The sequence below is a fragment of the Pseudomonas sp. KCJK9058 genome (assembly GCF_046230975.1).
Lineage (GTDB): Bacteria > Pseudomonadota > Gammaproteobacteria > Pseudomonadales > Pseudomonadaceae > Aquipseudomonas > Aquipseudomonas alloputida.
The window spans coordinates 24,011-38,417 of record NZ_JBJJLR010000034.1 but is presented as its reverse complement, the minus strand read 5'-3'; the positions used below and the strand labels follow the sequence as shown (position 1 = coordinate 38,417).

The window sequence follows — 14,407 nt, the reverse complement described above, 5'->3', positions numbered from 1 at the left end:
CGCTGCAGAATGTGCCCCTATCGTCGTGCATCAAGCGTCGACCATGGCCATGGCCGCCTCCACATCAACTGCAACAAGGCGTGAACAACCCGGCTCATGCATGGTTACCCCCATCAATTGGTCCGCCATCTCCATGGCAATCTTGTTATGGGTGATGTAGATGAACTGCACGCTTTCACTCATTTCCTTGACCAGACGCGCGTAGCGCCCGACGTTGGCATCGTCCAGCGGTGCATCGACCTCGTCGAGCATGCAGAACGGTGCGGGGTTCAACTTGAAGATGGCAAACACCAGCGCCAAAGCGGTCAGTGCCTTCTCGCCGCCGGACAGCAGATGGATGGTGCTGTTCTTCTTGCCCGGCGGTCGCGCCATGATCGTTACCCCTGTATCGAGTAGATCTTCGCCCGTCAGTTCCAGATAAGCGCTGCCACCACCGAAAACTTTTGGGAAAAGTGCCTGTAATCCGGCATTTATCTGATCAAAGGTATCCTTGAAGCGGTTGCGGGTTTCCTTGTCGATTTTGCGGATGACGTTTTCGAGGGTCTCCAGCGCTTCGACCAGGTCGGCGTCCTGAGCGTCCAGGTATCGTTTGCGCTCGGACTGCTGCTCGTATTCTTCGATGGCCGCCAGGTTGATCGCCCCCAGGCGCTGGATGCGCGCTTCAAGCTGCTCCAGTTCCTGTTCGGTACCCTGCTCGCTGGCCTCGGTTTCCAGGGTGGCGAGCACACCTTGCAAGTCATAGCCGTCGGCCAGCAACTGCTCTTGCAGGGTCTTGCGCCGCACATCCAGGCCCTGGCACTCCAGGCGCAGCTGCTCCAGTTGACCACGCAGCAGCTGGGCCTGCTGCTCGGCCTGGGTGCGGCGTTTTTCGGCATCGCGCAGTTCGCGGTCAGCTTCGTCCATGTGCAGGCGAGCCAGGCGCATTTCCTCGTCGACGCTCATGCGCCGCTCCAGCAGCTCCTCCAGTCTCAGGCGCAGTTCTTCCTGCGGGGCTTCACCCTCCTCCAGGTTCAGGCTCAGTTGTTCCTGGCGCTCGGTCAGGCGCGCAGCTTGCAGTTCCAGGCGCTCCAGCGCCTGGCGGGTAGAGTCGTGCTGGGCACGCAACGACCCCAGGCGCACCGCCAGCTGGTGAGCGTGGTCCTTGTGCTGGCGGGCCTCCTGACGCACCCGGTCAAGGCTTTCGCGCAGGGTGTCGCGGCGGGCCATCAGCTGTTCGCGCTGCTCGGTGTCCTGGGCCATGAGCTCCAAAGCCTCTTGCAGCAGCAGGCGCGCTTCGCCCAGTTGCTCGTGTTCCAGGGCGCGCTGTTCTTCCAGCTCGCTCAGCTCTTCGTGCAAGCGGCGGCGGCGCAACTCGACCTGCTCGGCGCGCGCGCGGCTGGCCGAAAGACTGGCCTTCAGCTCGCCGTGCAGGCGGTTTTCATCCTGTGTGCGCCGGCGCAACTGTTCGCGCTGCTCCTCCAGGTCCAGTTGCTGCTCGCGCAGCGCCTGCAACTGTTGATCGAGTTGCTCCAGCGCCGCTTCCTGCTCCAGTTGTTCCTGGCTCAGGCGTTCGATTTCCTGGCCGCGCGCCAGCACGCCGCCTTCGGCCTCGCCACCTCGGCGTACCCGCAGGAAGTGCCGGCCGACCCAGTAGCCATCACGACTGACCAGGCTCTGCCCTTCGCCGAGCGACGCGCGCTGCTCCAGTGCCTGAGCCAGGTCTTCCACAGGCCTGACCTGGCCCAGCCAGGGCGCCAGGTCGATACGGCCCTCAACCTTCTCCAGCAAGCTGCCGGGCAACGTCGCCCCCGCGCCGACGGCCAGCAGCAAGCGCAGCTCACCCTGTTCCAGGCCCGCAAAATCGAGGTCGTTGAAATCGTCCACCAGCACAGCCTGCAGATCGGCGCCAACCACCGTCTCTACCGCCAGCTCCCAACCCGGCTCCACCCGCAAGCCTTCGGCCAGCCGCGGCTGTTGCTCCAGCCCTTGGCCGTGCAGCCATTGCGCAGCACCTGCGCCCGGCTCCAGGGCGGCCTGCTGCAAGGCTTCAAGCGAGGCTAGGCGCCCGCCCAGGCGCTGCAGGTCGCCCTGTGCCTGCTGTTGCGCCTGGGTGGCCTGCTGCATTTGCTCGCGCGCGCTTTCCAGGCGCTCGATCACCTGCTCTTCGCAGAGCTGCAGTTCCTCCAGCAGCATTTCGCTGCTGGCCAGTTGCTCGGCCAGTTCGAGCATGGCGGCATCCTGCGGGTCGCTGCCCAGTTGCTCGCGCTCCTCGACCAACTTGCGCTGGCGCTCGGCCTGGCGCTCAAGGCTGGTTTCCAGCTGCTGCAGGCGCGCCTGCTGCACTTCGGCCTGGCGGCGCGGTTCGGCGGAGCGGCTGTTGAAGCTGTCCCACTGCTCCTGCCAGCCGTGCATGCCCAGCTCGGCCTCTTCAAGCGCGGCAGCGGCTTCCTCGGCAGCCGCCAGGGTCATTTCCTGCTCGGGTTCGAGCATGACCAGCTCTTCGCCCAGGGTTGCCAGCAAAGTACGGTCGTGCCCCAGGTGCGATTCGGTTTCCAGGCGCGTGCGCTCGGCTTCCTTGAAGTCGTCCTGCAACTGGCGCAGGCGCTGCTGGCCGTGCTGAATGCTCTGCTCAACCCGGGCGATGTCACCGGCCACCGAGTAGAAACGGCCCTGCACCTGGTTGAAGCGTTCGGACAGTTCGTGATGACCGTCGCGCAGGCGTTCGATACTGGCATCGGCATTGCGCTGCTCGGCCACCAGCGCCTCGTGAGAAACGCCCTGGTCGCCGATCACCGATTCGCGCTGGCGGACTTGTTCGTCCAGGCCTCGCCAGCGCAAGGCAGACAGGCGCGCTTTCATCTGCCGCTCCTGAGCCTTGTACTCACGGTACTTCTCGGCGGCCTGGGCCTGGCGATGCAGACGCTCCAGCTGGCGCTCGAGCTCTTCGCGCAGGTCGGTCAGACGCGCCAGGTTTTCCTGGGTGCGGCGGATGCGGTTCTCGGTTTCGCGGCGGCGCTCCTTGTATTTGGAAATGCCCGCCGCTTCCTCGATGAAGTTGCGCAGCTCCTCGGGCTTGGCCTCGATCAGCTTGGAGATCATGCCCTGCTCGATGATCGAGTAGCTGCGCGGCCCCAGACCCGTCCCGAGGAAAATATCCGTGATATCACGCCGGCGGCACTTGGTGCCGTTGAGGTAATAGCTGTTCTGCCCGTCGCGGGTAACCTTGCGGCGGATCGAAATCTCGGCGTAGGCGGCATACTCGCCGACCAGGGTGGTTTCGCTGTTGTCGAACACCAGTTCGATACTGGCCTGGCTGACCGGCTTGCGGCCACTGGAGCCGTTGAAGATGACGTCGGTCATCGACTCGCCGCGCAGGTTTTTCGCCGAACTTTCGCCCATCACCCAACGCACCGCGTCGATGATATTGGACTTGCCGCAGCCGTTTGGGCCGACCACGGCCGCCATGTTGCTGGGGAAGTTGACCGTGGTCGGGTCGACGAACGACTTGAACCCGGCCAGGCGAATGCACTTCAGGCGCATCGGTCAGCCTCTGGCCAGTGCCGCCAGCACCAGTTCGCAGCTGCGCTGGCCATAGGCGGTGAGCACCTCGCGAATGCGCGGCAGGTCGCGGGAGACCACGGCTTCGAGCAGGCGGGCGAACAGGTCGAGATAGTCGATCATGTTGGCCTGGCGCTGGTCCAGCGACAGGTAATAGGCACGGCTCATGGCCGGTTGCAGGTTTTCCACGGTTTCCTGCAGGAACGGGTTGTCGGCGAACGGATAGGCCGCACGCATGACCGCAAAACTGTCGGCGACGAAGGTCTTGATGTCGAGCTGGTCATGGGCACGCTGCAGCCGCTGCTGGATCTCCAGAAACGGGCGCAGGTCGGCTTCGGTGCGCCATTTTTGCGCAACCGCATTGCCCAGCAGGATGTAGAACTCGCCCATCAGCGAGCACAGGCTGCGAACGCTGCGTTCGTCCAGTTCGGTGACATGGGCACCACGTCGCGGCAGGATCGCCACCAGATGGCGGCGTTCGAGGATCAGCAGTGCTTCGCGCACCGAGCCGCGGCTGACGTTGAGCGCCTGGGTAACCTTCTGCTCCTGGATACGCTCGCCTGGCGCCAGCTCGCCGCGGATGATGCGTTCGGCCAGGTAATCGGCAATCTGCTCGGAGAGGCTGTCCGGGGCCTTGAACGTCATGGTTTTCCTTCAAAATCATTGAACTGGGCACAAGGGGCGAATTGTAGCGTACTTGGGCGGTAATCGCGCAGAGGGGCCAGGTGGTTTATTTGACCCTTCAGACAGTCCCGCGCCCGGCGCGATCTATGCTTGGAATAGAGGCAGTGTGTGCGGCTGGGCATGGACATGTGCATTTTCTTGACCCTTGAGTCAGAAAAATATTGACCTGCTAGACAGGTCTTGCTTAGAGTCCGCCCAACAACAATAAAACCATTGCGAGGCCATCCCCGTGATCCAGTTTCTCGTCAACCAGGAGCTGCGTAGTGAGCACGCCCTGGACCCTAACATGACAGTGCTGCAGTACCTGCGCGAGCACCTGGGCAAACCCGGCACAAAGGAGGGCTGCGCCAGTGGTGACTGCGGTGCGTGCACCGTGGTGGTCGGTGAACTGAGCCAGGACGACCAAGGCAACGACAGCCTGCGCTACCGCAGCCTCAATTCGTGCCTGACCTTTGTGTCGTCGCTGCACGGCAAGCAACTGATCAGCGTCGAGGGGCTCAAGCACCAAGGCCAGCTGCACAGCGTGCAACAGGCCATGGCCGATTGCCATGGATCGCAGTGCGGCTTCTGCACCCCCGGCTTTGTCATGTCGCTGTTCGCTCTGCAAAAGAACAGCAGCGGCCCTGACCTGCACCAGGCCCAGGAAGCCCTGGCTGGCAACCTGTGCCGCTGCACCGGTTACCGGCCGATCCTCGACGCCGCCGAGCAGAGCTGCCGCCAGCCCTGCCGCGACCAGTTCGATGCCCAGCAGGCGCAAACCATCAGCCGCCTCAAGGCCATTGCCCCGACGCAGACCGGCGAGCTGAACAGCGGCGACAAGCGCTGCCTGGTGCCGCTGACCGTGGCGGATCTGGCCGACCTGTACAGCTCGCACCCCGAAGCGCGGCTGCTGGCCGGTGGTACCGACCTGGCGCTGGAAGTCACCCAGTTCCACAAGACCTTGCCCGTGATGATCTACGTCGGCCACGTGGCCGAGCTCAAGCGCATCGAGAAAACCGCCAGCCACCTGGAAATCGGCGCCGCCACCCCGCTCACCGACTGCTATGGCGCGCTTAACGAGGAATATCCCGACTTCGGCGCCCTGCTGCACCGCTTTGCCTCGCTGCAGATACGCAACCAGGGCACCCTCGGCGGCAACATCGGCAACGCCTCGCCAATCGGCGACTCGCCACCCCTGCTGATCGCCCTGGACGCGCAGGTGGTGCTGCGCCAGGGTGAACGCCAACGGGTGATGCCACTGGAAGACTACTTCATCGACTACCGCATCACGGCTCGCCAGGACAGCGAGTTCATCGAGAAGATCATCGTACCGCGCGCCTCCAGTGACTGGGCGTTCCGCGCCTATAAAGTGTCCAAACGCCTGGACGACGACATCTCCGCCGTGTGCGCAGCCTTCAACCTGAGCATCGAAGACGGTGTGGTCAGCGGTGTGCGGATCGCCTTCGGCGGCATGGCGGCGATACCCAAGCGCGCCCGTGCCTGCGAGGCGGCGCTGCGCGGCAAGCCGTGGAACCAGGCCGCCATCGAGCGAGCCTGCCAGGCCCTGGCGGAGGACTTCACCCCACTCAGCGACTTCCGCGCCAGCAAGGAATACCGCCTGCTGACCGCGCAGAACCTGCTGCGCAAGTACTTCATCGAACAGCAAACGCCGCACATCGAAACCCGGGTGACCGCTTATGTCTAACCATCACGTAGCCAAGAGCCAGGCCGAGATGGCCGAACTGTTCAGCCAGGACCTGACCACCGGGGTCGGCCGCAGCGTCAAGCACGACAGCGCCGACAAGCATGTATCCGGCGAGGCTGTGTACATCGACGACCGCCTGGAATTCCCCAACCAGTTGCACGTCTACGCCCGCACCGCCGACCGCGCCCATGCGCGCATCCTGCGCATCGACACCACGCCGTGCTATGCCTTCGAGGGTGTGCGCATTGCCATCACCCACGAAGACATCCCCGGCCTGAAGGACATCGGCCCGGTGGTGGCCGGCGACCCGCTGCTGGCCATCGACAAGGTCGAGTTCTTCGGCCAGCCGGTGCTCGCTGTCGCTGCCCGCGATCTTGAAACCGCACGCAAAGCGGCCATGGCCGCCATCGTCGAGTACGAAGACCTGGAGCCGGTGCTGGACTTGGTCGATGCACTGCGCAAGAAGCACTTCGTGCTCGACAGCCACACCCACCAGCGCGGCGATTCGGCTGCCGCCCTGGCCAGCGCCCCGCACCGCATTCAGGGCACCCTGCACATCGGCGGCCAGGAGCACTTCTACCTCGAAACGCAGATTTCCTCGGTCATGCCCACCGAAGACGGCGGCATGATCGTCTACTGCTCCACGCAGAACCCCACCGAAGTGCAGAAACTGGTCGCCGAAGTGCTCGACGTGCCGATGAACAAGGTGGTGCTGGACATGCGCCGCATGGGTGGCGGTTTTGGCGGCAAGGAAACCCAGGCCGCCAGCCCGGCATGCCTGTGCGCGGTAGTCGCGCGCCTGACCGGCCAGCCGACCAAGATGCGCCTGCCGCGGGTCGAAGACATGACCATGACCGGCAAGCGCCACCCGTTCTACGTCGAGTATGACGTGGGCTTCGACGACAACGGCCGGCTGCACGGTATCAATTTCGACCTGGCCGGCAACTGCGGCTATTCGCCCGACCTGTCCGGTTCGATCGTCGACCGTGCCATGTTCCACTCCGACAACGCTTACTACCTGGGCGATGCCACCGTCCACGGCCACCGCTGCAAGACCAACACCGCCTCCAACACCGCCTACCGCGGCTTTGGCGGCCCACAGGGTATGGTCGCCATCGAGCAGGTAATGGACCATATCGCCCGTCATCTGGGCCGCGACCCACTGGCCGTGCGCAAGGCCAACTACTACGGCAAGACCGAACGCAACGTCACCCACTACTACCAGACCGTCGAGCACAACATGCTCGAGGAGATGACCGCCGAACTGGAAGCCAGCAGCGACTACGCCGAACGCCGCGAGTCGATCCGCCGCTTCAACGCCAACAGCCCGATCCTGAAGAAAGGCCTGGCACTGACACCGGTCAAGTTCGGCATTTCGTTCACCGCCACCTTCCTCAACCAGGCCGGTGCACTGATCCATATCTACACCGACGGCAGCATTCACCTGAACCACGGCGGCACCGAAATGGGCCAGGGCCTGAACACCAAGGTGGCCCAGGTGGTGGCGCAGATCTTCCAGGTGGACTTCAGCCGCATCCAGATCACCGCCACCAACACCGACAAGGTGCCCAACACCTCGCCTACGGCTGCGTCCAGCGGCGCCGACCTGAACGGCAAAGCGGCGCAGAACGCGGCCGAAATCCTCAAGCGGCGCCTGACCGAGTTTGCCGCACGGCACTATCAGGTGACCGAGGAAGACGTCGAATTCCGTAACGGCCATGTGCGGGTGCGCGACCAGATTGTCAGCTTTGAGCAACTGGTGCAGCAGGCTTACTTCGCTCAGGTGTCGCTGTCCAGCACCGGGTTCTACCGCACACCGAAGATCTTCTACGACCGCAGCCAGGCCCGCGGCCGGCCGTTCTACTACTTCGCCTTTGGCGCTGCCTGCGTGGAAGTGATCGTCGATACGCTGACCGGCGAATACAAGATGTTGCGCGCCGACATCCTGCACGACGTGGGCGATTCGCTGAACCCTGCGATCGACATCGGCCAGGTAGAGGGCGGTTTCATCCAGGGCATGGGCTGGCTGACTACCGAAGAGCTGGTGTGGAACGCCAAAGGCAAGCTGATGACCAACGGCCCGGCCAGCTACAAGATCCCGGCCGTGGCCGACATGCCACTGGACTTGCGGGTGAAGCTGGTGGAAAACCGCAAGAACCCGGAAGACACCGTGTTCCACTCCAAGGCCGTGGGCGAGCCGCCGTTCATGCTGGGCATTGCCGCCTGGTGCGCGATCAAGGATGCCGTGGCCAGCCTCGCCAACTACCGCGTGCAGCCACAGGTGGACGCACCGGCAACACCGGAGCGGGTGCTGTGGGGCTGCGAGCAGATGCGCAAGGCAGTGGCTGAAACACAGTCGCGCGAACGGGAACTGGAAACCATCACCCCCTGACAACGCGAGGCCCTTGTAGGAGCGGGTTTACCCGCGAATGCGATGTTGGATTCACCGCCGCATTCGCGGGTAAACCCGCTCCTACAAGGGTCGGCAGCATGGCTTAGAGAGGTTGCATCATGCACCAATGGATCAACGCCCTCGCCGACCACCAGTCCCGTGGCGAAGCCTGCGTGCTGGTGACCATCATCGAGGAACGCGGCTCGACACCGCGCAATGCCGGCTCGAAGATGGTGGTCAGCGCCAGCGGTCTGTTCGACACCATCGGCGGCGGCCACCTGGAATACAAGGCGCTGCACATCGCCCGGCAAATGCTCGAAGCGCAGCGCACCACGCCGCACCTTGAGCGCTTCAGCCTCGGCGCCAGCCTGGGCCAGTGCTGCGGCGGCGTGACCGTGCTGCTGTTCGAACCCATGGCCGCCGTGCAGGCTCAGATCGCCGTGTTCGGCGCGGGCCATGTCGGCAGGGCTCTGGTACCCTTGCTCGCCGCGCTCCCCTGCCGGGTGCGCTGGATCGACTCGCGTGAACAGGAATTCCCCGAGCTCATCCCCAACGGGGTGACCAAGGTGGTCAGTGAAGAGCCGGTCGACGAAGTCGCAGACCTACCACCCGGCAGCTACTGCATCGTCATGACCCACAACCACCAGCTCGACCTGGAACTGACCGCCGCCATTCTCAAGCGCAACGATTTCACCTGGTTCGGCCTGATCGGCTCGAAGACCAAACGGGTCAAGTTCGAGCACCGCCTGCGCGAGCGAGGCTTCGACGAGGCCGTCATGGCACGCATGCGCTGCCCGATGGGCCTGGCCGAGGTCAAGGGCAAGCTGCCCATCGAGATCGCCGTGTCTATCGCCGGTGAAATCATTGCCACTTACAACGCCTGCTTCGGCCAGCACGACGCTGCCGCCAATGCCGGACCCATTGCCCAATTGCTGCCGCCCTCCCGCCGCAGCCAAGCCATTTGACGAGTGTGTTATGACCGTTACCCGTAAAGCCTACCGTGCCGCCATCCTGCACAGCATTGCCGACCCGGCCGAGGTGGGCCTGGAGGCTTCCCATGAATACTACGAAGACGGCCTGCTGGTGGTCGACGATGGCCGCATCAGCGCCGTTGGGCACGCCAGTGAACTGCTGCCGACGCTGGATGCCGGCATCCCGGTCGAGCACTACCAGGACGCGCTGATCACCCCGGGGTTCATCGATACCCACATCCACTTCCCGCAGACCGGCATGATCGGTTCGTACGGCGAGCAGTTGCTGGACTGGCTGAACACCTACACCTTCCCGTGCGAAAAGCAGTTCGCCGATAAAGGCCACGCCGACCAGGTGGCGAAGATCTTCCTCAAGGAACTGCTGCGCAACGGCACCACCACTGCGCTGGTATTCGGCAGCGTGCACCCGGAATCGGTCAACGCCCTGTTCGAAGAGGCCGAGCGCCTGGACCTGCGCCTGATCGCCGGCAAAGTGATGATGGACCGCAATGCCCCAGACTACCTGACCGACACCGCCGAGTCCGGCTATGCCGAAAGCAAGGCACTGATCGAGCGCTGGCACGGCAAAGGCCGCCTGCACTATGCAGTCACCCCGCGCTTCGCCCCGACCAGCACGCCGCAACAGTTGACCCTGGCCGGCCAACTGCTCAAGGAACACCCCGGCGTGTACATGCACACGCACCTGTCGGAAAACCTCAAGGAAATCGACTGGGTCAAGTCGCTGTTCCCCGAGCAGAAGGGTTACCTGGACGTCTACGACCACTTCGAGCTGCTGGGCGAGCGCTCGGTGTTTGCCCACGGCGTGCACCTGTGCGACGACGAGTGCCAGCGCCTGGCCGAAACCGGCTCGGCCGTGGCCTTCTGCCCCACCTCCAACCTGTTCCTCGGCAGCGGCCTGTTCAACCTGCCCCAGGCCGAGCGGTTCAAGGTCAACGTGGGCCTGGGTACCGACGTTGGCGCCGGCACCAGCTTCTCTCTGCTTAACACCCTGAACGAGGCATACAAGGTGATGCAGCTGCAAGGCGCGCGCCTGCATCCGTACAAATCGCTGTACCTGGCCACCCTCGGCGGCGCCCGCGCACTACGCCTGGACGACCGTATCGGTAGCCTGCGCCCAGGCAACGATGCCGACTTCGTGGTGCTGGACTACAAGGCCACACCACTGCTGGACTACCGCATCCAGCAGTCCAACAGCATCGAAGAAACCTTGTTCGTGCTCACTACCCTGGGCGATGACCGTACCGTGCGTGAAACCTACGCCGCCGGGCGCTGTGTGCACCAGCGCTAAGGTTCTTTCGCCAGGCCCCGATACAGCGCGCCGCCGATTGCAGCACCGATCAGCGGCGCCACCCAGAACAGCCACAGCTGCTGCAGGGCCCAGCCACCGACGAACAAGGCCGGCCCCGTGCTACGCGCGGGGTTGACCGAGGTATTGGTCACCGGGATCGAGATCAGGTGGATCAGGGTAAGGGCCAGGCCGATGGCGATGGGTGCGAAACCTGCCGGTGCGCGGGCGTCGGTCGCCCCCATGATGACCACCAGGAACATCGCCGTCATCACCACTTCACTGACAAAGCCTGCACCCAGCGTATAGCCACCGGGCGAATGGTCGGCGTAGCCGTTTGAAGCCAACCCCGAAGACAGCTCGAACCCGGCCTTGCCACTGGCGATGAGGTAGATCACCCCGGCCGCCAGGATGGCACCGATCACCTGGGCGATCACATAAGGCAGCAGCTCTTTGGCCGGGAAGCGCCCGCCGACCACCAGCCCGAACGACACGGCAGGGTTTAGATGGCAACCCGAGATATGGCCGATGGCAAAGGCCATGGTCAGTACGGTGAGGCCGAAGGCGAAGGCGACACCGAGCACACCGATGCCGAGAGGGGAACTGGCTGCGAGTACCGCACTGCCACAGCCACCAAGGACCAGCCAGAAGGTGCCGATCAGTTCGGCACCCATGCGTTTACCGAGGGACATGCTCATGAACCCATTCCTCAAGAAGTTGAACGCAACGAATGCGCAAGCCCAACTGCTTGATGAAGGTTTGCTCACAAGAATTTAGCAGACCTTTGGGTTATGGCCAGTAGTGGCTAGGGGCTGATTTGCAGCCCCTCGATCACACCGGCAAACGTTCAACCCTTGACGGAAACCTTGGGCTTTTTCAGCAAATGCGAGAACACCGCATGCAAATCGTCCGAGGCGCTCTCCTCGTCCAGGTTCAGCTTGCTGTCGATGTGGTCCATGTGATGCATCATCAGGCTCACGGCCTGCTCGGCATCGCGCGCCTCGATGGCATCGATGAGCTGCATGTGCTCATCGTAAGAGCAGTGCGAGCGGTTGCCGCTTTCGTACTGGGCAATGATCAGCGAAGTCTGCGATACCAGGCTGCGCTGGAAACTTACCAGCGGTGCATTGCCCGCCGCTTCGGCCAGCTTGAGGTGGAACTCACCGGACAGGCGAATGCCGGCACCCCGGTCACCGCGCGAAAAGCTGTCGCGCTCCTCACGCACCATCTGCCGCAGCTCGTTAAGCTGATCGGGGGTGGCATGCTGCACCGCCAGCTCGGTGATGGCGCGTTCGACCATGCGCCGCGAGAAGAACACCTGGCGCGCCTCTTCTACAGTCGGGCTGGCCACCACCGCGCCGCGGTTCGGCCGCAGCAGCACCACGCTTTCGTGGGCCAGGCGCGACAAGGCGCGGCGGATGATGGTGCGGCTGACGCCAAAGATCTCGCCCAGCGCTTCCTCGCTCAACTTGGTGCCCGGAGCCAGACGCTGCTCGAGGATCGCCTCGAAAATATGCGCGTAGACGATGTCGTCCTGGGTACCGCTGCGGCCGGCCTTGCCGACTCGTGCAGGTTTTTTCAGAGGTTGCAGCTGTTCGTTCATGGGCTCTCGAGGCACGAAGAGAAAGTATGGCGCCATTGTACACAGGCTGAGGCGATTCCGCAGGGGGCGTTTTACCTATATAGCCGTTGTACGACGCATTGCGCATACAAAACATAAAACATTATTTGCTTTATTTGTACACAAAAGCATAATCCACCGAGCAACTTCTTGACCCTTGAGTCAACAAAAAGGTCAGACGTCTGCCTTCCCTCGCGGAGCCGCCAAGTGCATTGCGCAGGAAACTGGCTCCATAACAACAAGAAAGACTTGAGGAGTACCCGCTGTGGAAAGCCGCAAATCCGAAGCCCCTACGCTGGATCTTGCTCCGCCGCTCGAAACGAGCTGGCTGGAGCGGATTTTCAAACTCAAGCAACACGGCAGCACTGTCAAAACCGAAATGATCGCTGGGGTGACCACCTTCATCACCATGGCCTACATCATTTTCGTCAACCCCAACATCATGGCCGACGCCGGCATCGACCATGGTGCCGCTTTTGTCGCCACCTGCATCGCCGCCGCGCTGGGCTGCCTGCTGATGGGCCTGTACGCCAACTGGCCGGTGGGCCTGGCGCCAGGCATGGGGCTCAATGCTTTCTTTACCTACACCGTGGTCGGCACCATGGGCTACAACTGGGAAACGGCGCTGGGGGCGGTATTCGTCTCCGGCGTGTTGTTCATGTTCCTGACCTTGTCGAAAGTGCGCGAATGGCTGCTCAACAGCATCCCGGTCAGCCTGCGCCATGCCATGGGGGCCGGCGTCGGATTGTTTCTCGGGCTGATCGGCCTGAAGACCGCAGGCATCATCGTCGACAGCCCCGCCACCCTGATCAAGCTGGGCTCGTTGCATGAGCCGGGGCCGCTGCTGGCGGCCGTGTGCTTTCTGCTGATCGCCATCCTCAGCTACAAGCGGGTATTCGGCGCGATCCTGATCAGCATCATTGGTGTCACCCTGGCGGGCTGGGGCCTGGGCCTGGTCAAGTTTGGCGGGGTGATGTCGATGCCCCCAAGCCTGGCACCGACCTGGATGGCCATGGACGTGGCTGGCGTGTTCAATGTCAGCATGATCAGCGTGGTGCTGGCGTTCCTGTTCGTGCACATGTTCGACACTGCCGGCACGCTGATGGGCGTCGCGCAACGGGCCAACCTGGTGGCGCCGGACGGGCGGATCGAGAACCTGTCGAAGGCGTTGAAGGCTGACAGTGCCTCGAGTGTGTTCGGCGCGGTGGTCGGTGTACCGCCGGTGACCAGCTATGTGGAGAGTGCTGCGGGGGTTGCCGCAGGTGGCCGAACTGGCCTGACGGCTGTGGTGGTAGGCCTGCTGTTCATCGCCGCGATGTTCTTCGCGCCGCTGGCCGGGATGATTCCGGCCTATGCGACAGCAGGTGCGCTGATCTACGTTGCAATGCTGATGATGGGCAGCATGGCGCACATTCATTGGGATGAGGCCACCGACAGCATTCCGGCGATCGTCACAGTGATCATGATGCCGCTGACGTTCTCGGTCGCCGATGGTATTGCCCTGGGCTTCATCAGCTATGTGGCACTGAAGGCGGGTACCGGCAAATACAAGGAAATCTCGGCCAGCCTGTGGGTGCTGTGCGCGATCTTCATTGCCAAGTTCGTGTTCCTCTGACCGAGAGCGCTTGGCTTTAGATTTCCAGTGTTATCAAACTCGAGCGCCGCACGCGCGGCGCGTCGCGACCAAGGTCGTTCCTACGCTTGTTTCGGGCCATTAATGCCTGCGAGGTACGCGCGCGAACGCCTAGTTGGTACGCCGCGATATGGCGCCCTTGCTCAACATTTGAAAGGCCTGCGCGGTCGCCCGTAGGAGCGGGTTTACCCGCGAAAGGGCCGGCCCTGCTGGCCTATCTCCACCCGCCGCTCAGCGTTGCCACCACCACCGTATTCGCGGGTAAACCCGCTCCTACAACGGGGATGGACAGTTGGATACAGCCCGCCGTAGGAGCGGGTTCACCCGCGAAAGGGCCGGACCTGCTGGCCAATCTCCACCTGCCGCTCAGCGTTGCCACCACCACCGTATTCGCGGGTAAACCCGCTCCTACAACGGGGGTGGACAGTTGGATACAGCCCGCCGTAGGAGCGGGTTCACCCGCGAAAGGGCCGGACCTGCTGGCCAATCTCCACCTGCCGTTCACCGTTGCCGCCGCTACCGTATTCGCGGGTAAACCCGCTCCTACAACGGGGATGGACAGTTGGATACAGCCCGCCG

9 protein-coding genes are annotated in these 14,407 nt (G+C 63.3%); 5 read left to right on the top strand and 4 right to left on the bottom strand.

Translation table 11 applies throughout. The features are described 5' to 3' along the window. Positions 1 to 30 precede the first annotated feature (30 nt). Both smc and ACK59Z_RS17825 read right to left on the bottom strand, forming a co-directional pair. Entirely contained in the window at positions 31 to 3,519 is a 3,489-nt protein-coding gene (smc, locus tag ACK59Z_RS17830) for a chromosome segregation protein SMC (protein ID WP_409293519.1), read from the bottom strand. Between the two features lie 3 nt (positions 3,520 to 3,522). Beyond that, on the bottom strand, positions 3,523 to 4,182 hold the full coding sequence (locus ACK59Z_RS17825; protein WP_003254317.1) for a GntR family transcriptional regulator: 660 nt from the start codon (positions 4,180 to 4,182) through the stop codon (positions 3,523 to 3,525). 268 nt (positions 4,183 to 4,450) lie between these two features. On the opposite strand from ACK59Z_RS17825, the gene xdhA reads away from it, so the two are divergent. From xdhA to guaD, 4 genes are all read left to right on the top strand, one after another. After that, positions 4,451 to 5,905, top strand: coding sequence for a xanthine dehydrogenase small subunit (gene xdhA, locus ACK59Z_RS17820; protein WP_003254319.1), 1,455 nt, complete (start codon positions 4,451 to 4,453; stop codon positions 5,903 to 5,905). Next, positions 5,898 to 8,297 carry a xanthine dehydrogenase molybdopterin binding subunit gene (gene xdhB, locus ACK59Z_RS17815; protein WP_409293518.1) on the top strand — a complete coding sequence of 800 codons (2,400 nt, stop codon included), beginning with the start codon at positions 5,898 to 5,900 and terminating at the stop codon, positions 8,295 to 8,297. Before xdhA ends, xdhB begins: the two co-directional genes overlap by 8 nt. Positions 8,298 to 8,416: 119 nt before the next feature. Then, positions 8,417 to 9,262 (top strand): xanthine dehydrogenase accessory protein XdhC, encoded by an 846-nt coding sequence (gene xdhC / locus ACK59Z_RS17810; protein ID WP_003254321.1) that lies wholly within the window; start codon positions 8,417 to 8,419, stop codon positions 9,260 to 9,262. A 10-nt stretch (positions 9,263 to 9,272) separates the two neighbouring features. After that, complete coding sequence (gene guaD / locus ACK59Z_RS17805) at positions 9,273 to 10,577, top strand: guanine deaminase (protein WP_003254322.1); 1,305 nt, start codon at positions 9,273 to 9,275, stop codon at positions 10,575 to 10,577. On the opposite strand, the gene aqpZ is transcribed toward guaD, so the two are convergent. Together aqpZ and ACK59Z_RS17795 are read right to left on the bottom strand one after the other, a co-directional pair. Further along, positions 10,574 to 11,272, bottom strand: a complete 699-nt coding sequence (aqpZ, locus tag ACK59Z_RS17800; protein WP_014860254.1) for an aquaporin Z — start codon at positions 11,270 to 11,272, stop codon at positions 10,574 to 10,576. The genes guaD and aqpZ overlap by 4 nt on opposite strands. Positions 11,273 to 11,421: 149 nt before the next feature. Beyond that, positions 11,422 to 12,177, bottom strand: a complete 756-nt coding sequence (locus tag ACK59Z_RS17795) for a GntR family transcriptional regulator (protein WP_004577063.1) — start codon at positions 12,175 to 12,177, stop codon at positions 11,422 to 11,424. Positions 12,178 to 12,460: 283 nt separating this feature from the next. Here ACK59Z_RS17795 and ACK59Z_RS17790 point away from each other — a divergent pair, with 283 nt between their 5' ends. After that, positions 12,461 to 13,810, top strand: coding sequence for an NCS2 family permease (locus tag ACK59Z_RS17790; RefSeq protein ID WP_003254327.1), 1,350 nt, complete (start codon positions 12,461 to 12,463; stop codon positions 13,808 to 13,810). Positions 13,811 to 14,407 lie beyond the last annotated feature (597 nt).